Source organism: Mesorhizobium sp. ESP7-2 (assembly GCF_020164715.1).
In the GTDB taxonomy this organism is placed as follows: domain Bacteria; phylum Pseudomonadota; class Alphaproteobacteria; order Rhizobiales; family Rhizobiaceae; genus Mesorhizobium.
On sequence record NZ_JAIUGQ010000003.1, the window covers coordinates 39,917 to 62,086 of the forward strand.

23 protein-coding genes and 1 pseudogene are annotated in these 22,170 nt (G+C 62.0%); 6 read left to right on the top strand and 18 right to left on the bottom strand.

Translation table 11 applies throughout. The features are described from left to right. Positions 1–26: 26 nt before the first annotated feature. From lpxB to LB543_RS04275, 13 genes are all read right to left on the bottom strand, one after another. The gene (gene lpxB, locus LB543_RS04215) at positions 27–1,202 is read right to left on the bottom strand and encodes a lipid-A-disaccharide synthase (protein ID WP_224613158.1); all 1,176 of its coding nucleotides are present in this window, start codon (positions 1,200–1,202) and stop codon (positions 27–29) included. Next, a complete protein-coding gene (locus LB543_RS04220) occupies positions 1,195–2,109 on the bottom strand; it encodes an LpxI family protein (protein WP_411908738.1) in 915 nt (304 codons plus the stop codon). Before LB543_RS04220 ends, lpxB begins: the two co-directional genes overlap by 8 nt. Continuing rightward, positions 2,081–2,914, bottom strand: a complete 834-nt coding sequence (lpxA, locus tag LB543_RS04225) for an acyl-ACP--UDP-N-acetylglucosamine O-acyltransferase (protein ID WP_224613160.1) — start codon at positions 2,912–2,914, stop codon at positions 2,081–2,083. Before lpxA ends, LB543_RS04220 begins: the two co-directional genes overlap by 29 nt. A gap of 13 nt (positions 2,915–2,927) precedes the next feature. Next, positions 2,928–3,395 carry a 3-hydroxyacyl-ACP dehydratase FabZ gene (gene fabZ, locus LB543_RS04230; protein ID WP_140757460.1) on the bottom strand — a complete coding sequence of 156 codons (468 nt, stop codon included), beginning with the start codon at positions 3,393–3,395 and terminating at the stop codon, positions 2,928–2,930. Then, complete coding sequence (gene lpxD / locus LB543_RS04235; RefSeq protein WP_140757461.1) at positions 3,388–4,443, bottom strand: UDP-3-O-(3-hydroxymyristoyl)glucosamine N-acyltransferase; 1,056 nt, start codon at positions 4,441–4,443, stop codon at positions 3,388–3,390. Before lpxD ends, fabZ begins: the two co-directional genes overlap by 8 nt. Before the next feature lie 73 nt (positions 4,444–4,516). Beyond that, positions 4,517–6,889 carry an outer membrane protein assembly factor BamA gene (gene bamA, locus LB543_RS04240; protein ID WP_224613161.1) on the bottom strand — a complete coding sequence of 791 codons (2,373 nt, stop codon included), beginning with the start codon at positions 6,887–6,889 and terminating at the stop codon, positions 4,517–4,519. A 217-nt stretch (positions 6,890–7,106) separates the two neighbouring features. Further along, positions 7,107–8,249 (bottom strand): RIP metalloprotease RseP, encoded by a 1,143-nt coding sequence (gene rseP / locus LB543_RS04245; protein WP_140808470.1) that lies wholly within the window; start codon positions 8,247–8,249, stop codon positions 7,107–7,109. A 97-nt stretch (positions 8,250–8,346) separates the two neighbouring features. Next, positions 8,347–9,162: a phosphatidate cytidylyltransferase gene (locus LB543_RS04250; RefSeq protein WP_224613162.1), complete on the bottom strand. Its 816-nt coding sequence runs from the start codon at positions 9,160–9,162 to the stop codon at positions 8,347–8,349. Further along, entirely contained in the window at positions 9,159–9,893 is a 735-nt protein-coding gene (locus LB543_RS04255) for an isoprenyl transferase (protein WP_140757465.1), read from the bottom strand. Before LB543_RS04255 ends, LB543_RS04250 begins: the two co-directional genes overlap by 4 nt. A gap of 32 nt (positions 9,894–9,925) precedes the next feature. Continuing rightward, positions 9,926–10,480 carry a ribosome recycling factor gene (gene frr / locus LB543_RS04260; RefSeq protein ID WP_027142617.1) on the bottom strand — a complete coding sequence of 185 codons (555 nt, stop codon included), beginning with the start codon at positions 10,478–10,480 and terminating at the stop codon, positions 9,926–9,928. Positions 10,481–10,581: 101 nt separating this feature from the next. Further along, positions 10,582–11,304, bottom strand: coding sequence for a UMP kinase (gene pyrH, locus LB543_RS04265; protein ID WP_140808474.1), 723 nt, complete (start codon positions 11,302–11,304; stop codon positions 10,582–10,584). 151 nt (positions 11,305–11,455) lie between these two features. Continuing rightward, positions 11,456–12,565, bottom strand: coding sequence for an aldo/keto reductase (locus LB543_RS04270; protein WP_224613163.1), 1,110 nt, complete (start codon positions 12,563–12,565; stop codon positions 11,456–11,458). Between the two features lie 35 nt (positions 12,566–12,600). Next, entirely contained in the window at positions 12,601–13,128 is a 528-nt protein-coding gene (locus tag LB543_RS04275; RefSeq protein ID WP_224613164.1) for a nuclear transport factor 2 family protein, read from the bottom strand. A gap of 117 nt (positions 13,129–13,245) precedes the next feature. Between LB543_RS04275 and LB543_RS04280 the strand changes: the two genes are divergently transcribed. Then, on the top strand, positions 13,246–14,181 hold the full coding sequence (locus LB543_RS04280) for a LysR family transcriptional regulator (RefSeq protein WP_140808479.1): 936 nt from the start codon (positions 13,246–13,248) through the stop codon (positions 14,179–14,181). Between the two features lie 13 nt (positions 14,182–14,194). On the opposite strand, the gene tsf is transcribed toward LB543_RS04280, so the two are convergent. The 4 genes from tsf to LB543_RS04300 form a co-directional block, all read right to left on the bottom strand. Next, positions 14,195–15,115, bottom strand: a complete 921-nt coding sequence (gene tsf / locus LB543_RS04285; RefSeq protein ID WP_027142611.1) for a translation elongation factor Ts — start codon at positions 15,113–15,115, stop codon at positions 14,195–14,197. Positions 15,116–15,225: 110 nt separating this feature from the next. Beyond that, on the bottom strand, positions 15,226–16,008 hold the full coding sequence (gene rpsB / locus LB543_RS04290) for a 30S ribosomal protein S2 (protein WP_023777441.1): 783 nt from the start codon (positions 16,006–16,008) through the stop codon (positions 15,226–15,228). Positions 16,009–16,211: 203 nt separating this feature from the next. Then, complete coding sequence (locus LB543_RS04295) at positions 16,212–16,490, bottom strand: DUF4031 domain-containing protein (protein WP_140808480.1); 279 nt, start codon at positions 16,488–16,490, stop codon at positions 16,212–16,214. Between the two features lie 36 nt (positions 16,491–16,526). Next, positions 16,527–17,357, bottom strand: coding sequence for a cell envelope integrity EipB family protein (locus tag LB543_RS04300; protein ID WP_224613165.1), 831 nt, complete (start codon positions 17,355–17,357; stop codon positions 16,527–16,529). Positions 17,358–17,495: 138 nt separating this feature from the next. Between LB543_RS04300 and LB543_RS04305 the strand changes: the two genes are divergently transcribed. The 5 genes from LB543_RS04305 to LB543_RS04325 all read left to right on the top strand — a co-directional run bounded on the left by LB543_RS04305 (position 17,496) and on the right by LB543_RS04325 (position 21,951). Next, positions 17,496–17,963, top strand: a complete 468-nt coding sequence (locus tag LB543_RS04305) for a RidA family protein (RefSeq protein ID WP_224613166.1) — start codon at positions 17,496–17,498, stop codon at positions 17,961–17,963. Between the two features lie 10 nt (positions 17,964–17,973). Next, on the top strand, positions 17,974–18,702 hold the full coding sequence (locus tag LB543_RS04310; RefSeq protein ID WP_224613167.1) for a glycerophosphodiester phosphodiesterase: 729 nt from the start codon (positions 17,974–17,976) through the stop codon (positions 18,700–18,702). 55 nt (positions 18,703–18,757) lie between these two features. Beyond that, positions 18,758–19,972: a GNAT family N-acetyltransferase gene (locus LB543_RS04315; protein ID WP_224613168.1), complete on the top strand. Its 1,215-nt coding sequence runs from the start codon at positions 18,758–18,760 to the stop codon at positions 19,970–19,972. 174 nt (positions 19,973–20,146) lie between these two features. Continuing rightward, positions 20,147–20,578 (top strand): HIT family protein, encoded by a 432-nt coding sequence (locus LB543_RS04320; protein WP_140757475.1) that lies wholly within the window; start codon positions 20,147–20,149, stop codon positions 20,576–20,578. Positions 20,579–20,832: 254 nt separating this feature from the next. Further along, complete coding sequence (locus LB543_RS04325; RefSeq protein ID WP_224613169.1) at positions 20,833–21,951, top strand: phosphatase PAP2 family protein; 1,119 nt, start codon at positions 20,833–20,835, stop codon at positions 21,949–21,951. Here LB543_RS04325 and LB543_RS04330 read toward each other — a convergent pair. Continuing rightward, positions 21,906–22,106 (bottom strand): annotated as a pseudogene (locus LB543_RS04330) (phosphotransferase-like protein); the annotation flags it as partial. The gene LB543_RS04325 and the pseudogene LB543_RS04330 overlap by 46 nt on opposite strands. Between the last annotated feature and the right edge of the window lie 64 nt (positions 22,107–22,170).

The following is a 22,170-nucleotide window of genomic DNA, read 5'->3' on the forward strand; positions in this document are numbered from 1 at the left end:
ACTACTCACTACTCACTACTGCCTACTCACTCTCTTCCTCTCTTCACGCACCCCATCACCACCTGCGCTGCGATCTCACCAGACGGCTTGTCCGTCGCCATGCGCCGTGAGATCTCGGCAAACCCGTCTTTCTGCCACGCGCGCATGCCACTGTCGGCCAACAGCGCTTCCAGCTGGCGCGCCAGGTTGTTCGGTTTGACATACTCGTTGTAAAATTCCGGGATCAACGCGCGATCCGAGATCAGGTTGGGCAGCAGGGCCGACCAGACGGAAACGAGATACGGCGCGACGACGCGCGCGACCGGGTCGAGCCGGTAGCTAGAGATCATCGGCACCCCGGACAATGCCAATTCCAGGGACACGGTGCCGGACGCGATCAATGCGGCGTCGGCCTTGCCGAAGGCCTGCCATTTGCGCTCAGGCTCAAGGATGATCTCGGGTTTCTCGTCCCAGCGCGTGACCGCGGACCGCACGGTATCCGCGACATGCGGCACCGTCGGGAGCATCAGGCGGAGCCGATGCCCGCGAGCCCGCAACATCGACACTGTCTCGCCGAACGGCTCGAGCAGCCGCCGCACCTCGCCGCGCCGCGAGCCGGGCAGGACAAGCAGCGTCTTCACGCGGTCTGGTGAAAGATCACGCGGCTGGGCCTGCGCCTTGGCGGCCGACAGCACGCCCGGATCATGCGTCAGGCGATGCCCGACATAGGTACCGGGCGGACCACCCAGCCGATCGAGTTCCTTCACCTCGAATGGCAGGATGCACAGGATGTGGTCGACATAGGGCTTCATCGCCACCGCCCTGCCCGGCCGCCATGCCCAGACGCTCGGGCAGACATAGTGGACGATCGGGATCGACGGGTTGGCCGCGCGCACCTTTTTGGCGACGCGCAGCGAAAAATCGGGGCTGTCGATGGTAACGAGGCAGTCAGGCTTGGCGTCCGCAACGATCCCCGCCAGCTGGCCGATCCGCTGGACCAGGCGCGGCAGGTCACGCAGGACGGCACTGAACCCCATCAGCGCGACCTCGCCGGCGTCGAACGGCGAAATCAGCCCGAGCGCCTGCAGATGGCGGCCGCCGAGCCCGACGAGTTGCACCTCGCGACCTGTTGTCTGGCGGAGCGACTGGACGATGTCGGCGCCAAGCAGGTCACCCGACTCCTCGCCCGCGACGATCGCGATCTTCAGCGCCCTGTCAGCCATGTCCGGACTCCGCTGCGGCCAGGCCGACGATGAACAGCCCAAGGTCATTGGCACGCGAGAAAGTTGCGGGGCCTTCGAGGATCAGGGAGCGTCCCGCCTCGACGGCAATGCCGGCAAGCCCCGCGGCATGCGCTGCCTCTACCGTCTGTGGCCCCATGGAAGGAAGATCCGCGCGCAACTCCTGGCCAGGCTTGGCGCATTTGACCAGAACGCCGCGCGTCTTGCCGGCGATGCGGCCGTGGCCGCGCAGCACCCTGGCGCGGTCCAGCAATCCGGCCGTGCCCTCGATACCTTCAAGCGCAATGGTCCGGCCGCCGATCGCGATCGCCGCCTGGCCGATATCCAGCGCCCCGATGGCCTTTGCCGCCGCGAAACCCGCCTCGATGTCGCGCCAGTCCGATTTCAGAGGCTTAGTCTTGGTCAACACCCCTTCGGCTGCGACAAGGTTCGGCACGATCTCGTGGGCGCCCACGACCTTTATCCCCCGAGCTTCTAGCCCGCGCGCCACCACCTTGAGCAGCCCATCGTCGCCACGCGCCAACGCCATGACAACGAGGGGTACCACGGCGAGCAGGCTGAGGCTTGGACGCAGATGTGTCAGTCTTGGCCTGCGCTTTATCTCGCCGGCAAGCACCAGATGGGTAATCCGGTTGCGCTTGAGCAGCGGAACGAGCGATCCTATCGCCTCCAGGGCAAGGGTCTCATGCTCGTACTGGCGCAACTCGGCAAGGCGGTCGGCCTCACCGTCCATGAGCACGATGAAGGGCGGATGACCCTGTTCGGCCAAACCGGCAGCGACTTCGACCGGAAGGCTGCCGCCGCCGGCAATGATGCCGACCCTGGCATCAGGCGGGAGACCAAGACCAGCCGCGGCTGTCTCAGCCTTCGTCATCGGTATCGTCGCCATCGCCGCCCTTGAGCGATGGCACCGCATAGTGCCGCTTGCCGCGACTGCTGATGAAGTCGATGATCTTCATCGCTGTCGGCGACGAGGCGAACTCCGCCTTGGCGAACTCGGTGTTCTCGCCGACGGTGCGGGAGCGGTCGAAGATCGTCTTGTAGGCCTTGCGCAGTAGATAGATCTCGGAACGCGGCAGACCGGCGCGCTTGAGGCCGATGATGTTCAAGCCGCGCAAGCTGGCGCGGTTACCGACCGCGATGGCATAGGGAATGACATCACCGACAAAAGCCGAGCACCCGCCAAGAAAGGCGTTGTCGCCTACACGCACGAATTGATGAACGGCGCTGAGGCCACCGATATAGACATTGTTGCCGATCTCGCAGTGGCCGCCCAATGTCGCCCCATTGGCGAAGGTAGCGTTGTTGCCGACGACGCAGTCATGGGCGATATGGGCGTAGGCCAGAAAATTGCCATTGTCGCCCACCGTCGTCTCGCCGCGGCTGGTGTCGGTGCCGACATGCATGGTCACGCCTTCGCGGATGGTGCAGTTGGCGCCGATGACGAGTGTGGTGCGGCCGCCCTTGTGCTTGGTATTCTGCGGCGGTCCGCCCAGGATCGCCATCGGATAGGCCTTGGTCGACGCTCCGATAGTGGTCGCGCCCATCACCGAGACATGGCTGACCAGTTCGACACCGTCACCGATCACAGCGTCGCCGCTGACATGGCAGAACGGCCCAATGCGCACACCCTGGCCGATTTGGGCGCCTTCTTCCACGATGGAGGAAGGATGGATTGACGTCTTGATTTTCATAAGCACTCGATCGTCAGTCGCCGGTGACCATCATGGCTGAAATCTCGGCCTCGGCCGCCTTGGTACCTTCGACCAGGGCTTCGCAGGCGAATTTGAGCAGGTTGCCGCGCTTCTTGATTTTCTTGACATGGATCTTCAACTGGTCGCCGGGAACGACCGGTTTGCGGAATTTGGCGTTGTCGATGGTCAGGAAATAGACCAGCGACGGTTTCGACGCCCCGAGGCTTCGGATGCAGATGGCGCCGGCCGTCTGCGCCATGGCCTCGACGATCAGTACGCCCGGCATCACCGGCTGCTCCGGGAAATGCCCCTGAAAATGCGGCTCGTTTATGGTCACGTTCTTGATGCCGATGGCGGATTCGTCGCCATCGATGTCGACGATGCGGTCGATCATGAGGAAGGGATAACGGTGCGGCAGGAGCTTCATCAGCCCCAGTATGTCGACCGCTTCCAGCGTTGTCGCCGCCACCATGTCAGCCATTGTCCTTGCCCTGCTTGCGTGCCCTGGCCATCGTGCGCAACATGGCTATCTCTCGCATGGCTTCCGCCATCGGCTGTGCCGGATAGCCACCCCATATCTCGCCGGCGGGAACATTGCTCATAAATCCACTTCTGGCGGCAAGCTTGGCACCTGAACCAATCGTCAGATGATCCGCAAGCCCGACGCCGCCGCCCATGGTGACATTGTCACCCACCACGACGGAACCGGAAATACCTGAAAGCCCGGCTACTATGCAATTGCGGCCGATGCGGACGTTATGGGCGATCTGCACGAGATTGTCGATCTTAGTGCCTTGCCCGATGATCGTATCGGACATGGCGCCGCGATCGACTGTGGAATTGGAGCCGATCTCGACATCGTCCTGGATGATAACCCGTCCGATCTGTGGAACACGTTCCGGCCCCTTGGCGCCGCCGACAAAGCCGAAGCCGTCCTGGCCGATCCTGGCGCCACCATGGATGATGACCCGATTGCCGATCAGCGCGTACTGGATACTGGCGGCCGGGCCGACATAGCCGTCACGGCCAATCTGGCAGGACTGTCCGATGACGGCGTTCGGCGCAATGACGGTGCCGCCGCCGATCGAGACGCCTGGGCCGATGACCGCGCCGGCCTCGATGATAGCGCCGGCTTCGACATGCGCGGTCGGATCGATATGGGCATGCGGCGAAACGCCGGTCTCACCGGTCATTGGCCCCGGCGTGGCGGCTGTCGGGAACAAGAGGCGCCCAACCAGCGCGAAAGCCTGTTGCGGCCGTGGATGGATCAGGACAGCGATGCCGGCAGGCGCCTTGTTTGCGAAGTCCGCCGGACACAGAACCGCCGCCGCCCGCAGCGACGGCATCAGCGCAGAATTGCGTTTGCCGTCGACGAAGACGAGCGCGTTGGCGCCACCTTCATGAGCTGGCGCCAACGCTTCGATCGAAACGTCGGATTGGCCGGAATCGACAAGCACCGAGCCGGTCAGATTCGCGACTTCGGCCGCCGTATACCGGCGTGATGGCGCGAAGAACACCGGATCGGTCATTCCAGAAGCTATATCCAGCTAGGTCGGAACATTTCTCCCGGATCCAAAACCCGGGAGCATCGTTGGCCGCCGATCAGAAGCGGGTCGATATGCCGAAGTTGAATTCCTGCACGTCGTCTTTGGCTTCCTTCTTGACCGGGATCGCATAGTCGATACGGATCGGCCCGAACGGCGAGGCCCACATCAGGCCGACACCCACCGAGGCACGAAGCTTCATGTCGAGAGAAGCCTGGTCGACCGTCGTGCTGATCTTGCTGCCATAGAGCGTCGCAGCGTCCGCAAACACGGCGCCGCGGAGACCGAAGCTCTCGGGAATAACCGGCAATGGGAACTGAGCTTCGGCCGAGGCATTGAAATAGGTCACGCCACCCAGATGGTCACCCGTATTCGGGTCCACCGGACCAATGCCGTTATAGGCAAAGCCACGGATCATGCGGTCGGTGCTCTGGAACTGATCGAAGATGCGCAGAGTACCGTTGTTGCCATAACTCTCGACATGACCGGCGCCACCTGAAATCAGCCCGACCAGATCAAGCTGCTCGGACAGCGTCTGATAGATGCTGCCGCGCCCGGTAAGCTTCACGAACTTAGCATCACCACCAAGTCCGGCCACTTCGACGGTCGTGTTGGCGTAGATACCCTCGTGCGGGTTCTTCATGTCGTCGATCGTGTTGTAGACCAGCCCCAGGCTGATCGAAGACTTGATCCACGGACTTTGCTCGATGCCATCCAAGATGGCGGGCGAAATTGTACAACCGGCGTCAGGAATCCCGTCGCCATTGGCATCGCAATTGCTGTCCAGCTTGTACTTCTCTTGCGAGATGTTGTACGCCAGCTGGGTCGTGATGCTGTTGGTGATAGGCAGCCCGAAGCGCACCGTCGCACCCGTGGTATCGCTGTCGTAGTTGCTTTTGTATTGCCTCGTCGACTTGTAGATGTCGAAACCGGCAGCGATGCGCCGCCCGAGGAAATAGGGTTCGGTGAAGGACAGGCTGTAATCGCGCGAGTTCTTGCCGCCGCCGGCGGACACCTTGATGAATTGGCCGCGACCTAGGAAGTTGCGCTCGGTGATCGATCCTTCGACGGACGGTCCGGCCGTATCGCCACCGGTCGAATAGCCGGCACCAACCGAGAATTCACCCGTCGACTTCTCGACCACATCGACCACCAGCACGACCTGATCAGGGGCCGAGCCAGGCACGGTCGAAATGTCGACTTTGTCAAAGTAATTGAGGTTTTCCAGGCGCTTCTTCGCGCGCTGGATGAGCACCTGGTTGAACGCGTCGCCTTCGCTGACGTCGAATTCGCGGCGAATGACATAGTCGCGTGTACGGTCGTTGCCGCGGATCTCGATGCGCTCGACATAGGCCTTGGTGCCCTGGTCGACCGTGTAGACCACCGAAATCGTATGGTTCTCGAAATTGCGGTCGCCACGCGGCGTCACCTGCGCGAACGCGTAGCCGGAACCGGCCACCTTCTCGGTCAGGGCAATGATGGAGTCTTCGACATTCTTGGCATTGTAGACATCGCCCTTGCGGGTTTCGACCACCGATTCCAGAGACTTGGAGTCCACTTCCGGGATCGTGCTTTCGACGCTGATGTCGCCAAAAGTATAGCGCTCGCCTTCCTGGACGGTAATGGTGACCGTGTACTTGTTAGTCGCATTGTCGAGCTCGCCGACAGCGGACACGACCTGGAAATCGGCGTAGCCGTGATTGAAGTAGAAGCGGCGCAGCAGTTCCTGGTCGGCGCGCAGCTTGTCTTCATCATAGACGTCGTCGCGCAGGATGAACGAGACCCAGGATGAGCGCTTGGTGTTGATCACGTCCGACAGGCGGCGGCTCGAATAGGCGCTGTTGCCGACGAAATTGATTGCCGCGATCTGCGTGCGATCGCCTTCGGTGATGTGGAACACCACATTCACGCGGTTGTCGCCGAGCTCCATGATCTGTGCGGTCACGCCGGCATCGTCACGGCCGATGCGCCTGTAAGCGGCCTTGACCGCCTCGACGTCCGAATCGAGCGTAGCCTGAGAGAACGTGCCGCGCGGCTTCAGCTGAACTGCCGCCTGAAGCGCGTTGTCCTTGAGCTTCTTGTTGCCCTGGAACAGCACCTGGTTGACGACCTTGTATTCCGAAACCTTGACCACCAGGGTCGAGCCGACCTGGTTGATCTGGACATCCGAGAACAGTCCGGTGCCGAACAGCGCCTTGACCGCGCTATCGACATCGGAGCTGGAGAAGGCCTTGCCGGGCTTGATGGTGATGTAGTTGCGGATGGTATCGGCGTCGACACGCTGGTTGCCGCTCACCTCCACCCTGCTTACGACAGCGGCTTCGGCCGCCGATGTGGCAACGAACTGCACTGCGAACGCACCGGGTACGACCAGAGCGGCGGACAGTGCCGCCGCTGACGCGGCGTTTAGAAACTTGGATGCTGCCTTCATCGGGCTTAATAACCTTTTCTCGTAGTCCCCACGGCGAGAAAACCGGACGTGCGGTCATTTCCCCTACCGTATTAACCGGATTTTCCCTACACGCAAGGCTTCTGGTTAATTTGTATTTACTTAACCCTGTTGCGTGGCTTTCGCGTCACTCATATCCCCGTGCATGGTAAACGGCGTCTCAACATCGACCATGCCCGGGCCAAATTCCTTCATGATTTCAGCACCCAAAGAGATCGTTCCAGAACACGAACCCCATGAAGCACAGCACCAGAAGCAGACCGGCCCGATAGGCCATTTCCATCATCCGTTCCGACACCGGCCGGCGGATGACGGCCTCCACCCCGTAGAACAACAGGTGGCCGCCGTCGAGGGGGGGAATCGGCAAAAGGTTTAGAATGCCTATCCCAACGGAGAGCAGCGCGACGAGCTGCACCAGCCACTCGAAACCGAGTTTGGCAGCCTTGCCGGCCATGCCTGCGATCTTGACCGGGCCACCCAGCTGGCACTTGTCCTCGCGCCCGACGACGAAGCGCTGCAGAAACTGGCCAGTGCGCTCGATGACGTGGCCCGTTTCCTCAACGGCCGCCGCAACGGCTCCCACCGGAGTGTATGTGATGAGACGAGGCTGGCCGAGTTCCTTGTTGTTGACGACGCCGATTACCGCGACCTTGATCTTGTTGCCGAGCGCGTCCTCCTGCTCCATCAGCTGCGGCGACGCGGTCACCGTGACCTCCTTGCCGTTGCGCAGCATGACGAAGGTGATGGTATCGCCTGCGCGGCCCGAGACCAGCCGCTGCACGTCGCCGAAGGTTTCGACCTTGCTGCCGTCGACGCTGACGAATCGGTCTCCAGGCAAAATGCCGGCCTTGGCCGCGGGACTGCCTGTTGTAACCTCCGCCACCATTGGCTCCGCGACATAACGCCCATAGGAGGCAAACAGCACGGAAAAGACGACGATCGTCAGCAGGAAGTTGAACAGCGGCCCGGCCACCACCGTTGCCGCGCGCTTCCAGATCGCCTGGGTGTGGAAGGCAACCTTGCGTTCCTCGTCGGTCAGCGTTTCGAGCTCATCCGATGTCGGCTTGCTGGAGGTGGCGCTCATGTCGCCGACAAACTTGACATAACCGCCTAGCGGTATGGCGCAAAGCTTCCAGCGCGTACCGTGCCTGTCGTTGAAGCCGACGAGCTCCGGACCGAAGCCGATCGAGAAGGCCCTGACCCCGATGCCGCACCAGCGGCCGACGAGGTAGTGGCCCATCTCGTGAACGAACACCACCACGGTCAGTACAAAGAGAAACGGCACGAGCGTGCCGAGAAAGAGGCCTTCCGTGCTGAAAATCGCGTGAAGAATCTCGTTCAACTCAAGCCCTCAAATTCTTCCGCGGTCGCTGCATGACTGTGACATCAATACAGGCGAATCCAAGGCACGTTCGCGCCAGATCGTGGAATGACACCGTTCAAATGGGAAACAGCCCCTGTGCCGGATGATCGGCGCCCACCAAAATCCAACCGATGACGTATAGGGCAAGAGCGGCCGCGACAAGCCCGTCGACACGATCCATGATGCCGCCATGGCCAGGAATGAGCACGCCCGAATCCTTGCGGTCGTGCCGCCGTTTGACCCAGGATTCGAACAGGTCGCCAGCCTGGGCGACAACGGACAGCACCAGCGCCACAAGACCGAGCAACGCCAGGTTGGCGGCGCCGGCAAAGGCTGCCAGCAGAAGTCCCGCGACGACGCCACCGACCGCCCCGCCGAGCGCGCCGCTGCGCGTCTTGCCTGGCGAAATCGACGGCGCCAGTTTGGGCCCGCCGACGGCGCGCCCAACGAAATAGGCGAAAATGTCGGTCGCCCAGACGACAGCGAACAGGAACAGGATGGCGATGAGGCCCGAATGATCGCCGTCGCGCAGCAGGGCAAGCGACAGGCCCGACACGCAGGCATAGGCAAGACCGCCGGCGTCCCACTGGCCGATCTTGCGGATTCCCGCGGTGGCTGCCGCTATCGCAACCAGAATCACCACGAGCGGCAGCAGCCAAAATGCGGACAGGCCGGCAATCAGGGCGCCTACGAAAATGACCATCAGCGCTTCCGGCAGGAAACCAAGCCCGTCGGCCGCGGCGGGCCGCGCCATGCGTGTCCACTCATAAAAGATCATTGCCGCCATCGCGGCGCACAGCAGCCGGAAAGGCAGGCCGCCAAGCCAGGTCAGGCCAAGGGCGACAATGGCCAGCACGACCGCCGAAATCACACGCAGCTGAAGGTTGCTCATCCCGCGGCCGGTCGCGAAGCGACGTCTTGCGGGCCCAGTCCGCCGAAGCGGCGCTCGCGGCCGGCATATTCACGCAAGGCCTCGGCGAAGTGCTCACGGTTGAAGTCCGGCCAGTAGCACGGCAGGAAGACGAGCTCGCTGTAGGCGGCCTGCCACAAGAGGAAGTTGGACAGGCGAAGCTCGCCGCTGGTGCGGATGACCAACTCCGGATCGGGAATGCCTTGCGTGTCGAGAGAGCCGGCAAAGCTTTCGGCGGTGATCGCCTCGCTGTCGATTTCACCGCGCGCCACCGCCTCGGCGAGCTTGCGCGCCGTGCGGACGATCTCGTCGCGCCCGCCGTAGTTGAAGGCAATCACAAGCGTCAGCGAGGTGTTGTGGATCGTCAGCGATTCGGCTTCGTCGAGCAGCCCTCTGATGTCCGCCTGCAGCCCTGCCCGGTCGCCGATGATCCTGACCCGCACGCCGCTCTGGTGCAGCTCGGCAAGGTCGCGACGAATGAACAGCTTCAACAGACCCATAAGGTCGCTGACCTCGGACTTCGGCCGTGACCAGTTCTCCGACGAGAAAGCATAGACGGTCAGGAAGGAGATGCCGAGACCAGGGGCGGCACGCACAGCCTTGCGCAGCGCCTCGACGCCGGCGCGATGACCCGCGAGCCTCGGCATACCGCGCGCCTTGGCCCAGCGTCCATTTCCATCCATGATGATCGCGACATGCGCGGGCGTTGTCATGATCTCGCTTTCGGGTCAGCCAAGGGCCAACCCTAAACCTGCATGATTTCAGCTTCCTTGTCGGAAAGCAGATGATCGATAGTGCTGATGGTTTCGTCGGTAAGTTTCTGGACCTGGTCGGAACGCTTGCGCTGATCGTCCTCGCTGATGTCGCCGTCCTTCTCCGCCTTCTTCAGGAAATCCATGCCGTCACGGCGCACATGGCGCGCGGCGACACGCGCGTTCTCGGCATAGCCGTGCGAAATCTTGACCAGCTCCTTGCGGCGCTGTTCGTTGAGCTCCGGCAGCGGAATCCTCAGGTTGGTGCCGTCGACGATCGGGTTGAAGCCCAGATTGGATTCCCGGATCGCGCGGTCGACCGCACCGACCATCGACTTGTCCCAGACCGAGACCGAGATCATGCGGGGCTCCGGCACGGTAACGTTGGCCACCTGATTGATCGGCATGGTGGTGCCATAGGCTTGCACCTGGATCGCGTCGAGCAGGTTGCTGGAGGCGCGACCGGTCCGCAGCGAGGCCAGATCATGCTTGAACGCCGCGATTGCCCCATCCATGCGTCGCTTGAGATCGTCGTACTCACCACTCATGTTAGTCTCCTCGACCCGTCTGCCGCGGGTTCACTGCTTCGGGGCAAAGCCCCGTGTTCGAGCCCGATTTCGAAATCCGGTTTCCCTTCTTCGGGCCCGGATCACTCGTCCGCGACGACCGTACAGCGGCCGCCGCCCCTCAGAATATCGCCGAAACCACCTTTTTCGTGGATCGAATAGACGATTATCGGAATGTTGTTTTCGCGCGCAAGTGCAATCGCAGCCGTATCCATGATCGAAAGCCCTCGATTTATGACCTCGGCATGGCTGATGCGCTCGAAACGTGTCGCATTCGGGTCCTTTTTCGGGTCGGCAGAATAGACGCCGTCGACTTGCGTGCCCTTGAACAGCGCGTCCGCGCCGATCTCGGCCGCGCGGAGCGCGGCAGCCGAATCAGTGGTGAAGAACGGATTGCCGGTGCCACCGGCGAAGATCACCACCTTGCCCTGGTTCATGTAGGCGGTCGCCTGGCGCTGCGAAAAGCTCTCGCAAAGCTCGGGCATGGCAATCGCGGACAGCACGACGGCGTCGACGCCGATCTTGTTCAGAGACGTGCGCAGTGCCAGCGAATTTATGACCGTGGCAAGCATGCCCATATGGTCGCCGGTGACGCGGTCGCCGCCCTTGGAGGCGACGGCCACGCCGCGAAAGATATTGCCACCGCCAATGACGACACCCACCTCGATGCCCAGCGCGCGCGCCTCGGCGATATCGGCGGCGATGCGGTCCACGACCGAGACGTCGATGCCGAAATGCTGTTCGCCCATCAACGCTTCGCCCGAAGCTTTGAGCAGAACACGTCGGTAGAGGGGCTTCGCCGTCATCTGGTTCCTCGAAAATCCCGGCGCGGCAAGCTCCGAAGGCGAAAGAGGCCTCCTGGTTCGCCGGCGGTGCTGTCATGACGGGTTGACCGGATACACGAAGGGCGCAGCGATGTCACGCCGCGCCCTTGTGCAAAATTCCAGGCTTTTTGGATCAGTTGCTGCTGATGGCAACGGCCTCGCCTTCGACCACGACCGGCAATGCATAACCGGACGGCTTGTCGCCGGTCACGACACCGCCGGCGACACGAACCTGGATCTCGGGACCGAAATACGAATGCGGGAATGGCGCCGGCGTGCCGCTCACCTTGTCCAGCCGCTGACGAAGCGCTGGCGGTATGGAGAAATCGAGCGCCGCAAGATTGTACTGCAACTGCGAAAGCCGCGTTGCCCCAAGGATGACAGTGGCGATTCCCGGCTGTGTCGCCACCCAGTTGAGCGCCACTTGAGCCATGCCGCGGCCGAGTTCGGCGGCGACTTTTTCCAACTCCGCCACGACAGTCCAGTTGTGCTCGGTGAATTTCTGGAAGCCCGGATGGGTGGTGTTGCGGAAACCGTCGAGCCGGCCGGCATTGCCCGCTTGCACCGGGCGGTATTTGCCACTCAACAGCCCGCTGGCCAGCGGGCTCCAGACCATGATGCCGGCGCCATGGCGTGTCCCGAACGGCACGAATTCATGCTCGATGGCACGCTCCGCCAGCGAGTATTCGAGTTGCAACGCCGAGATCGGCTCATAGCCGCGCAGTTCGGCGATCGCCTGCGCCCGCCCGGCATACCAGGCCGGCACGTCGGACAGGCCGAGGTGACGTATCTTGCCTGCCCGAACCAGATCGTCGAGCGTACGCAGCACCTCCTCGGCCGGCGTCAGCTTGTCCCAGATATGCATGAGATAGAGATCGATGTAGTCGGTACCCAGCCGCTTCAGCGAGGCGTCGACGGCACGCATGATGTTCTTGCGGCCGTTGCCGCCGGCGTTCGGATTGCCGGGGTTCGAGTTCATGGTGAATTTGGTGGCGATCACCGCCTTGTCGCGCAAGCCCCGCTCGGCCACGAATTCACCGAGCCAGGTCTCGGCGGTGCCGCCGGTATAAAGGTCGGCGGTGTCGAAGAAATTGCCGCCGGCCTCGACATAGGCGTCGAACATCGTTCGCGCCGTGTCCCGGTCCGCGCCCCAGCCCCATTCCGTGCCGAAGGTCATCGTGCCCAGTGCCAGCCGGCTGACGCGCAGGCCGCTGTTGCCGAGTGTGTAGTAGCTCATCGTCATTGTCTTCTCCGATCCTGATCCGGTTGACGCGGGCGTCATTGGCCCGGGGTCGTCTTGACCCAGGGATTGCCGCGTTCATGCGTCATGCGGAAGGTGAAGCCGTCGACCTTCCAGGCTGTGCCGGAACGTGTCAGGTGGTGCTCATATGTGCCCCAGACTTCCCAGAGTGGATCGCCATTGCCCTCCATTCGGTTCCAGGCATAGCCGTTCGACAGAACAGTCGCCGTGTCCGCCCCGAGGACGACCTGGTGATTGGTGCGCAGGTGAAGGCTGGTCTTGCTGCCCTTGAGGTTACCGGCCCAGGCGCCGATCAGATCGTCGGAGGCAATGTTGGCCGCGGGCTGACCCGACAGGCTGCTGAAGTCGGCGGTGACCCGGTCGGCGAAATAGCTGCGCGCGCGTTTCCAGTCCTGCGCGTCGACGGCGCGATCGATGGCATCGGCGATACGAATGACGGCGCGTTCATCGGCAAGGGCCTGCCAGCCGGTCGGTTCGGCACCACCGGCATCGACGGGTGCCAAGGCAAGGCCTGCGGCGAAGGTAACGTGTTTCAAGGCATTCATGTCTCTTCTCCTTTGTGCCACCAGCCCGATCGCCGATGTGTTGGCGACAATGTGGACCTCTGCCTCGGCGTCGATAAGATTGCATGATCTGCATGGACTATGCGATGTAGGTCATGAATGGACCGGGACCTGCTCGCCCACCTGCCTGTCATCGTTGCCGTCGCCCGGCGCGGCGGTTTCGCGCTTGCCGCGGCTGAACTCGGCATGAGCCCTTCGGCGGTCAGCCATGCGGTGCGCCTCGTCGAGGAGCGGATCGGCCAGCCGCTGTTTGCGCGCACGACTCGCAGCGTTTCGCTCACCGAGGCCGGCAAGGCGCTGGTGGAAACGGCGGCCCCTGCCCTCCAGGATATTGCCGAGCGGATGGAGCGTATCCGCAGCGTCAAGGGCAGGCCGTCCGGCCTGCTCAGGATCAACGCCTCCAACATCGCGATCCCATTGGCTGTGACGCAGGTCGTCGCCGCGATGGCCGAGCGCTATCCAGACATTACGGTCGAGATTTTTGCCGATCAGGGATTGGTCGACATCGTCGGCGAAGGCTTTGACGCCGGCATCCGGCTCGGCGAGATGATAGCGCAGGACATGGTGGCGATCCGACTGACGCAGCCCTTCAAGGTCGTCATCGTCGCCTCTCCCGCCTATATCGGGCGACGTGGCCGTCCGCGCCGCGTAGCCGATCTCGCGAACCATAATTGCATCGGGTACCGGCTTGTCCGTTCGGGCGCTCTCTATCGCTGGGATTTGACCGAGGATGGCAAGGATGTGGTCATGGAGACCAGCGGTACGGCCATCGTGACGGACTCGCTCGCCGCCATTGATCTGGCGCTCGCCGGCGTCGGCCTCGCCTATATGTTCGAGCCGCTGGCGCGCGCGGATCTTGCGGCCGGGCGCCTGGTGCAGGTCCTGCCGCAATCGGCGATCGAGGAACCCGGCCTTTTCCTCTACTTCCCGCGCCGCGCGGCAATGGCGCCGAAGCTCAGGGCCTTCATCGACACCGCAAACGAAATCGGCCGGGCATCCCCGCGGACGCCCGGCCGAAAAACACAGTCGCAATAATGCGGTAGGACGCTTACTTCTTGACCGCCGCCGCGACTTCCGCGGCGAAATCGGACTCTTCCTTCTCGATGCCCTCGCCAAGCGCGAAGCGCAGATAAGCCGTGATCTTGGCCGGCGCGCCGATTTCCTTTTCGGCATCCTTCAGCGCCTTCTCGACGGTGATGTCGGGATTGAGCACGAACGCCTGCTTCAAGAGCACGACTTCCTCATAGAACTTGCGCAGGCGACCCTCGACCATCTTTTCGATGATGGCTTCCGGCTTGCCCGACTGACGCGCCTGGTCGGAGAAGATTGCCTTCTCGCGCTCGACAGCTGCCGGGTCGATCTGCTCTGCGGTCAGCGCCATCGGGTTGGTGGCGGCGACATGCATGGCGACCTGGCGGCCAAAGGCGTTGGCGGCGTGCTCATTGCCCGTGGTCTCGATCGCGACCAGCACGCCGAGCTTGCCAAGGCCGTCGGCAACCGAATTGTGGACGTAGGTAGCAACCGCGCCGTGCGGAACGGTCAGCTTGGCCGAGCGGCGAAAGCCAAGGTTCTCGCCGATGGTGCCGACAGCGTCCTTGATGGTGTCCGTGACCGACTTGTCCGAACCCGGATATTTCGCGGCGGCCACAGCTTCGGTCGTGCCATAGGCAAGCGCGACCTTGGCGACGTTGGCGACGATTTCCTGGAAGGCGGCATTGCGGGCGACGAAATCGGTCTCGGAATTCACCTCGACGACGGCGGCTTCACGCACGCCGTTGTCGACGCCGATCAGGCCTTCGGCGGCGGTGCGGCCAGCCTTCTTGTCGGCCTTGGAAATGCCCTTCTTGCGCAGCCAGTCGACGGCCTCTTCCATGTTGCCGTTGGTCTCGTTCAACGCCGCCTTGCAGTCCATCATGCCCGCGCCGGTCAAGTCGCGGAGTTCTTTGACCTGTGCAGCCGAAATGCTCATTGTCGCCTCTTTGTTTCAAATGCGCCGACGCACCATCGAATCTCGACGGTGCGTCTGTTTAGCGTGCCAAAATATGAGAAAGATGAAGGCCGCAAGCCGGCCTTCGATTATCAAGCCTCGGGGGCTTCCGACGCCGGAGCCGGATCGAGCGCCGGTTCGACCGGAGCTTCGACGGAAGCGCCGATGTCGACGCCGAGCGCGCCCTGCTGACGGGCGATGCCGTCGATCGCAGCCTTGGCGATCAGGTCGCAATAGAGCTGGATGGCGCGGGCCGCGTCGTCATTGCCGGGGATCGGGAAGTCGATCTTGTCCGGATCGCAGTTCGAATCGATGATAGCGACCACCGGTATGCCCAGGCGCTTCGCCTCGAGGATGGCGATCGCCTCCTTATTGGTGTCGATCACGAACATCAGGTCGGGCGTCGAGCCCATGTCCTTGATGCCGCCGAGCGCCTTGTCGAGCTTCTCGCGCTCGCGGTCGAGGTTCAGGCGTTCCTTCTTGGTCAGGCCTTGCGCCTCGCCGGCCAGCATCTCGTCGAGCTTGCGCAGGCGCTGGATCGAGTTCGAGATCGTCTTCCAGTTGGTCAGCATGCCGCCGAGCCAACGCGAATTGACGTAGTACTGGGCCGAACGCTGCGCCGCATCGGCGACGATGTCCGACGCCTGGCGCTTGGTGCCGACGAACAGCACGCGGCCGCCCTTGGCAACGGTGTCTGAAACCTGCTTCAGCGCCTGGTGCAGCAAAGGCACCGTCTGCGAGAGGTCGATGATGTGGATGTTATTGCGGGCGCCGTAGATGTAGGGCGCCATCTTCGGGTTCCAGCGGTGGGTCTGGTGGCCGAAGTGAATGCCAGCTTCCAAAAGCTGACGCATGCTGAAATCAGGCAGTGCCATTCTCATTTCCTTTCCGGTTAGCCTCCACGGACACAGGCATTTTTGGACCGAAGTCCTTGAACGCCACCGGAGGTTTCAGCCGGATTTCTCCCGGGCAGACACCAAAGTCCGTGTGTGGAATGAGCGGGCATATAGAGGGGAAGTGCGCTAAACGCAAGCGCCGCGGCATCCGTGGCGTGACATGCGACGATACGGCCCTGTCCTCAGCGCTTTACCTTTCCGTTGGGTACCCGCACGCGCCTGAAGATCGCGACGATCTCCTCGCGGCTGCATTCGATGGCGCCGAGCCTCACCGCGCGGTCGCGCTCGAAGCCGGTTATGTCATAGTGTGGCGCCGATGTCCTGGGCGGCCCCTGGTAGGACGAGCGCTTCACGCCAAGCTGGGCTGCGAACCGATGCAACTCTTCGGTGTCGTCGGCCATCAGATGGCACCAGCGATGGCCTGCCCACTTCCAGATCGCCGCATCGACATAGACCGCCATCAGGCCCGCCGCGGTCAACTCAGTTGCGCATCGTTGCTATTTCGATACCGGACAAGGCTTTGTCTGGTCGAACAGCGACAGGTTGACCAGCTTGCCGGTCATGGAGAAGTCGCCATAGTCCATGACGAGATCACGGGTGATGCCGTTCTCGTGCAGCTTGAAGCTGATCCGGTATTCCGGCACTTCCTCGCCCTTCTGGGCGCTGTCGTCGAAATAGGCGATGTCGACAGGCCAATAGTTGTCGGTGGCAAGCTTCGCCAGAGCCGGCGCTTCCGGATCGGCCTTGTCGGCTTCGGTCTTCTTGCCGACGACAACCGTGGTCGTCATCACTTTGTTGGCGTCCTCCGAGCCGTCGAACAGGTTGGTCTGGTAGAAGGTTTCGCCTTTTTCGGCCTTGCCGATCAGCTCGACCAGATGCTGGGTCGGAAACTGGGTGGCAGCGAGTTCAAGACTGTTCTTCTCCGGCTTGTCGATATCGACCTTCAGCCCCTTGGCATTCTTTGTCGCGACGCCCTTGACCTCCTTGTCGAGGTTCTGGTCGACGAAGGACTTCGTCACGAAAGAAAACATCTTGCCTTCCGCATCCTCGAAGGTGGTGGTCTGCTGGTCGGTCAGCTTCGTGTTGTCGCTGGTCGCGATCTGCGTGACGAAACGGAATTTCACCGTATAGCCCTCGCAGGCGGAGCCGTTGAACTCGTAGACCATACGGCCGGTGATACCGGTGATGCCGGATCGATCATCCGCTTTCTTGAGGGTGAGATCGTAGACGGCGCGATGCGCCTGCAGCGCCGGTACGGCGAAAGCGGAGCCCACAGGAAAGAGCGCCGACAACAGAACGGCGTGGAATGCAAGGCGCGCTGCGCGCATGAGGTACTCCAATCGTCGCGGCTGATGGCAGACCGCAGGGAAAGATGGTCCAGCTTAAAAAAAGTCATGGCGGAAGCGAGGCAAAAATAGCAATTTCGGCCCAGCCAGCGCGGCACCTTCCAGCAATAGGGAAAAGCAATGAGTGAAACAATCGAAAAGCGGCTAAGCGATCTCGGCGTGACGCTTCCTGTTGCCGCCGCGCCTGCCGCCAACTACGTGCCCTATTGCAGGACCGGCAACTTGCTGTTCACGGCAGGACAATTGCCGCTCAAGGACGGCAAGCTGCAGGCGAGCGGCCTGCTCGGCCGCGACGTCGACACGGCAAGCGGCAAGGACGCGGCGAAATACTGCGCCATCAACATCCTGGCGCAAGCCAAGGCGGCACTTGGCGACCTCGAGAAGATCCGCCGTCTGGTCAAGATCACCGTCTTCGTGGCGTCGGCTCCCGACTTCGTCGAGCAGCATCTGGTCGCCAACGGCGCCTCGGATTTCCTGGTTGCCGCGCTTGGCGAAGCCGGCAAGCACGCACGCTCCGCCGTCGGCACCGCCTCCCTGCCGCTTAATGCAGCGGTGGAGATCGAAGCGATCCTCGAAGTCGATGAGTGAAGGTGCGGACATGACCGACCTCTCCTGGCTGACTGCCCGGCCGGTTGCCCATCGCGGCTTTCACGACATGAACAAGACGCGCTGGGAAAACACGCTTTCCGCCTTCGCCGCCGCGGCCGAACGCGGCTACGCGATCGAATGCGACGTGCATCTGTCGTCGGATGGCGTTCCCGTCGTCATCCATGATGACGATTTGCAACGGCTGACCGGGCAGGACGGTTTCGTCTGGCAACGCAGCGCGGCCGAACTTACCGCGCTCAAGGTTGGCGGCACGGCGGATCGCGTGCCGACGCTGCAGGAAACGCTCGATCTCGTCGATGGTCGTGTGCCCATGGTCGTCGAACTGAAAGGAACTCCCGGTCGCGACGAAGGCCTGGTGGCGCGCGTAGGCAAGATGCTGAAGCGCTACAAGGGCAAGGCGGCGATCATGTCGTTCGATCACTGGCTGATCCGCGATTTCCCCCGGCACGCGCCCGGTATTCCGGCTGGATTGACTGCCTATGGGAAGGACGCCAAGCTGATCGAAGCACACTTTTCCATGCTGGCGCACGAACTCTCCTTTACCTCCTACGCCGCCGGCGATCTGCCGAACCCGTTTGTCAGCTTCGTGCGTGAAAAGCTCAAAATGCCTGTCATCACCTGGACGGTGCATGACCAGCCGGCGATCGACCTGACCTTCAGATATGCCGACCAGATGACGTTCGAAGGGTTCGAGCCCGACATGGTCAAAGTCGCCTGAGCAGGGTGCCCGAAACGTGACTTGTAGCGGCCCGAATGGAGCTTAAATAAGCCTCATGGATCAGGGCGACGACTGCGACGGACAAACGGCGAATGCGGACTATTCGATCCGCATCGCCGCGGGCATAGGAGCCTTTACCTCCGATGAATGGAACGGCTTTGCCGGCACCACGCGCGGCGACGCGGAAGCCGGATATAACCCGCTCGTTTCATTCGCTTTTTTGAGCGCCTTGGAGGGTTCCGGCTGCGCCGTGCGGCGCACCGGCTGGCAGGGCCATCACCTGCGGCTGGAAACCGCGCAAGGCAGGCTGCTTGGCGCTGTTCCCTGCTATCTCAAATCGCACAGCCAGGGCGAATATGTGTTCGATCACGGCTGGTCGGATGCCTTCGAGCGCGCCGGCGGCCGTTACTATCCAAAACTGCAAAGTGCCGTGCCGTTCACGCCCGTCACCGGCCCTCGCCTGCTGGTCGGCAAAGGCGAGGATCAGGACGCGGTCAAGGCGGGGCTTGCCGCCGGGCTCAAAATGGTGACCGACAAGCTCGGCATATCCTCGGCGCATGTCACTTTCGCGCAGGAGAGCGACGTCGCGACGCTGGAGGCCGCAGGCTTCCTGCATCGCACCGACCAGCAATTCCATTTCTTCAACGAAGGCTTTTCCACCTATGACGACTTCCTCGCCACGCTTGCTTCGCGCAAGCGCAAGGCGATGAAGAAGGAACGGCGCGAAGCGCTTGCCGATGGCATCACGATCGACTGGCTGACCGGCAAGGACCTGACCGAAAAGGCCTGGGACGACTTCTTCGCCTTCTATATGGACACCGGCAGCCGCAAATGGGGCCGCCCCTACCTGAACCGCCAGTTCTTCTCGCTGATCGGCGAACGCATGGCGGACGACATCATGCTGGTGATGGCCAGGCGCAACGGGCGCTACATTGCCGGCGCCATCAACTTCATCGGCTCCGACGCGCTCTACGGCCGCAACTGGGGTTGCATCGAGGATCACCCCTACCTGCATTTCGAGGTCTGCTATCACCAGGCAATCGACTTCGCCATCGAACGCAAGCTGAAGGTGGTCGAAGCAGGCGCGCAAGGCGAGCACAAGCTGGCGCGCGGCTACCGGCCGGTGACCATGCATTCGGCGCACTACATTGCCCATCCCGGCCTGCGCAAAGCGGTCGCCGATTATCTCGGGCGCGAGCGGCGCGAGGTGGAGCGGATGGGCGAATATCTGGAAGAACATACCCCGTTCCGCAAAGATCTCGAGGAATAGCAGGCTTTTTCGACACGCCTGCCGACGCTGTTTACCCTGCGGCAGGTATCCACCAAGCCATGCCTCGGGCATGGACGCGCAAGCGATCTCGGCTGATCGCAGCGCAGCTTCGTCTTGCCGCTCGGAGGCGGCTTCGCTACACCGGAGGGCAAGGCACACTCCGGAGCGTTCACCATGACTGAGGCCGCCTATGACACCGACAACATCTTCGCAAAAATCCTGCGCGGCGAAATACCCTCGCAGCGTGTGTACGAGGACGAAGCCGTCGTGGCTTTCATGGATGTGATGCCGCAAGGACCGGGCCATACGCTGGTGGTGCCGAAAGCGCCGTCGCGCAATCTGCTCGACGCCGACCCGTCGACATTCGGCCCCCTTTTCGTGGTCGTTCAGAAAGTGGCACGCGCGGTCAGGAAGGCTTTCAATGCCGACGGCGTCACCATCATGCAGTTCAATGAGCCTGCATCCGGACAAACCGTCTATCACCTGCATGTCCATGTCGTCCCGCGTTTCGACGGCATCCCTCTGAAGCCGCACACAGGCGCGATGGAGAATCCGGAAGTGCTGGCGCAGAACGCAGACAAGATCCGCGGCGTCCTCCAGAGCTGATCTTAATCCTTTATAAACCGGCGGATCATCTTGTCGCCTGTATTGCTGCCTGCGATTACTTTGTTCATATCTTTGCAAGCCTTCCCGATGCATCTTTTCGCTAGGGATGGGCGGCGATGCAGGACCTTTCGGAAACTATAGGCAGGCAGCCTGACGCCAGCGCGAGCGGCGTCTTTCTGCATCTTTTGGCCGAATCATTTTTTCGCCACCGCGTTGTTCATGCGGTCGCCCTGTTTACTCTCGGATTAAGTTTCGTGATTGGCGCCCGGGTCGGCAACCTGCCGGATTTCGGACTGCTTGCCGAATACGGCTTCTACCTGGTGGTGTATTTGTGGGTCGCCGGATGTGTCTACGCGGCATTCCGGCTGTTATGGCTGGCGTTTGTCGACGGTGCCGCATCGCCACTCCGCCTTTTCCTGAATTCGTTCTGGCAGTTGCTGTCCGATCGAAGGCGCATCGCCAACAGCGTGAACGGACTGGTCGCGATCATGGCTTTCGTATCCGGCTTCGCAGTGCTGAAAGGGGCGATCGCGTTGCTGGCGCCTTTCTCCTGGGACCAGGCCTTTGCACAATTCAGCGTCGGCCTGCATTTCGGCCGCCCTACCTACCAATGGGTCTGGTGGATCATTGAAAGCCCCCAGGCCGTTCGTTTTCTCAATCTTTGCTACAATCTTTGGTTCGTGGTGCTGCTCTCGGCGATCTTTTCGAGCGTCGCCGCCGCTCGCGATTCCCTGCTGCGCCATCAGTTTCTGCTCAGCTTCATGCTGCTATGGCTGATAGGCGGCTTCGGCATTGCCCTGATATTCTCGTCCGCCGGCCCTTGCTACTACGCCAGGCTCGGCCTTGGCGATCTCTATCAACCGTTGATGGACGCACTTCAATCGGCAAATCAGCAATATCCGATCTGGGCTCTGTCCCTGCAGGACAGGCTGTGGGGCGGCTATCAGGGCTTGCCTTCGGGCAGCATGGGCATATCGGCATTTCCCTCCATGCATGTCGCGTCGGCCGTGCTCATTGCCCTTCATGCGACAAGGCTATCCGCCCGCCTTGGCATCTTGATGTGGATATTCGCGGCGCTGATCATGCTCGGTTCGGTGGTCCTTGGCTGGCACTATGCCATTGACGGCTACGCCGGCGCCCTCATTGCCCTTGCGATCTGGAAAATCACTGGCGCAGCATTGTCCCGAGCGCACGCCGGAACGGTCACGATTTCGGAAGGGCTGTCCGACCTCGGCGCCCCACTCATTCGTTTGAGGCCGCAACCGGATCATGGCCTGGCCATGGCGGATGGCGCTTATCCACGTGAAATCATTTGCGGACAGATGGATCAGGAAGGCCGGAGCTCGGCAAAAGACGGATCCGAAAGCCTCTGAAATGCCGTCGGCGGCATCATTCCCGTCAGAAGCCGCTGGCGGATCGCATCCGCGCATTGCCCCGGATCCAGGCGTGACGTATCGACTTCCAAATCATACACGCCAGGCCGGTGCACCTCTTCCTGCCACAGGCGTATAGGCAAAGGCACGGGATCACCGGCCATGCGTCACCCCCATTATTCCATGAAAAAAGCCCCGTTTTGAACTGACCCCCGAAGT

What these genes read in the sequence shown, in the direction of transcription:
- LB543_RS04300 (WP_224613165.1), bottom strand. Translation starts at nt 17,357, where the DNA reads ATGCGCGCAGCGCGCCTTGCATTCCACGCCGTTCTGTTGTCGGCGCTC.
- LB543_RS04295 (WP_140808480.1), bottom strand. Translation starts at nt 16,490, where the DNA reads ATGGCGGTCTATGTCGATGCGGCGATCTGGAAGTGGGCAGGCCATCGC.
- LB543_RS04305 (WP_224613166.1), top strand. Translation starts at nt 17,496, where the DNA reads ATGAGTGAAACAATCGAAAAGCGGCTAAGCGATCTCGGCGTGACGCTT.
- LB543_RS04275 (WP_224613164.1), bottom strand. Translation starts at nt 13,128, where the DNA reads ATGAATGCCTTGAAACACGTTACCTTCGCCGCAGGCCTTGCCTTGGCA.
- LB543_RS04315 (WP_224613168.1), top strand. Translation starts at nt 18,758, where the DNA reads ATGGATCAGGGCGACGACTGCGACGGACAAACGGCGAATGCGGACTAT.
- bamA (WP_224613161.1), bottom strand. Translation starts at nt 6,889, where the DNA reads ATGAAGGCAGCATCCAAGTTTCTAAACGCCGCGTCAGCGGCGGCACTG.
- pyrH (WP_140808474.1), bottom strand. Translation starts at nt 11,304, where the DNA reads ATGACGGCGAAGCCCCTCTACCGACGTGTTCTGCTCAAAGCTTCGGGC.
- LB543_RS04255 (WP_140757465.1), bottom strand. Translation starts at nt 9,893, where the DNA reads ATGACAACGCCCGCGCATGTCGCGATCATCATGGATGGAAATGGACGC.
- tsf (WP_027142611.1), bottom strand. Translation starts at nt 15,115, where the DNA reads ATGAGCATTTCGGCTGCACAGGTCAAAGAACTCCGCGACTTGACCGGC.
- LB543_RS04280 (WP_140808479.1), top strand. Translation starts at nt 13,246, where the DNA reads ATGGACCGGGACCTGCTCGCCCACCTGCCTGTCATCGTTGCCGTCGCC.
- LB543_RS04310 (WP_224613167.1), top strand. Translation starts at nt 17,974, where the DNA reads ATGACCGACCTCTCCTGGCTGACTGCCCGGCCGGTTGCCCATCGCGGC.
- rpsB (WP_023777441.1), bottom strand. Translation starts at nt 16,008, where the DNA reads ATGGCACTGCCTGATTTCAGCATGCGTCAGCTTTTGGAAGCTGGCATT.
- LB543_RS04220 (WP_411908738.1), bottom strand. Translation starts at nt 2,109, where the DNA reads ATGGCGACGATACCGATGACGAAGGCTGAGACAGCCGCGGCTGGTCTT.
- fabZ (WP_140757460.1), bottom strand. Translation starts at nt 3,395, where the DNA reads ATGGCTGACATGGTGGCGGCGACAACGCTGGAAGCGGTCGACATACTG.
- LB543_RS04250 (WP_224613162.1), bottom strand. Translation starts at nt 9,162, where the DNA reads ATGAGCAACCTTCAGCTGCGTGTGATTTCGGCGGTCGTGCTGGCCATT.
- lpxA (WP_224613160.1), bottom strand. Translation starts at nt 2,914, where the DNA reads ATGAAAATCAAGACGTCAATCCATCCTTCCTCCATCGTGGAAGAAGGC.
- LB543_RS04270 (WP_224613163.1), bottom strand. Translation starts at nt 12,565, where the DNA reads ATGACGATGAGCTACTACACACTCGGCAACAGCGGCCTGCGCGTCAGC.
- LB543_RS04320 (WP_140757475.1), top strand. Translation starts at nt 20,147, where the DNA reads ATGACTGAGGCCGCCTATGACACCGACAACATCTTCGCAAAAATCCTG.
- frr (WP_027142617.1), bottom strand. Translation starts at nt 10,480, where the DNA reads ATGAGTGGTGAGTACGACGATCTCAAGCGACGCATGGATGGGGCAATC.
- lpxD (WP_140757461.1), bottom strand. Translation starts at nt 4,443, where the DNA reads ATGACCGATCCGGTGTTCTTCGCGCCATCACGCCGGTATACGGCGGCC.
- lpxB (WP_224613158.1), bottom strand. Translation starts at nt 1,202, where the DNA reads ATGGCTGACAGGGCGCTGAAGATCGCGATCGTCGCGGGCGAGGAGTCG.